1 protein-coding gene is annotated in these 753 nt (G+C 55.5%); it reads right to left on the bottom strand.

Translation table 11 applies throughout. The annotated features are described in order from the left end of the window. A partial coding sequence (locus tag CIK04_RS26000; protein ID WP_128824707.1) for a TRAP transporter large permease subunit occupies positions 1 to 671 on the bottom strand: 671 nt, incomplete at its 3' end. Positions 672 to 753: the final 82 nt, after the last annotated feature.

The raw sequence follows: 753 nt of genomic DNA on the forward strand, positions 1-753 counted from the left end.
GCTTTCGCTTGTTCTGGCAATTGCCCCGCCGACATCAGGCTCAACAGCTGGTTTTCCGCAATCAATTGATACAAGGCAGGGGCAGAGAGCGTGCCCAACACGATGTAAGCCGCGGTAACTGGCAGGCCCATGCCCAACACCAGTGAGGCCAATGCAATCAGCACTAGCATGATCAGCAAGTCCCCCTGCGACCAACCGTTGATCAATCCAATGAGAAGGTATTGCCAATCCCGGTGGTGCATGATCATCGTTCGATCACCAAGCCAATGCCTACCAGCAAGACCGCAGTCGTCGCCATGTTCTTGCCCTTGGGCAAGTGCATCGATGATCTCTTGGGCCCATTTGTGGTCTTTCGAGAACCAAGACGCCACCACCACCGAAAGGATAGACAAACCGGCCGCGTAGGTCGGAGTAAAGCCCTGTACCAATAAGGTAACCAGCACCGCCAGAGGGATCAGATTGTGCCAACCAGACAGCAGCACCTTGCCCAATGATTCATCACTGGTGGTGATTTTCTGCACGCCGCTGCGTTTGGCTTCGATGCGCACAAAAAACGCCACCGACAGAAAGTAAATCAAAGCAGGGACAAATGACACCGCGACAATATCGACATAAGGAATCTGCGTGTAAGAGGCCATAATGAACGCCCCCGCGCCCATCACCGGAGGCACTCAATTCGCCCCCCCGTTGACGCCGCGGCTTCCTACCCCCGCGGCAAAGCGCGTGGAAACGCCCGCTTTTTAGCATCAGCGG

The organism is Vibrio sp. 03_296 (assembly GCF_002265885.1).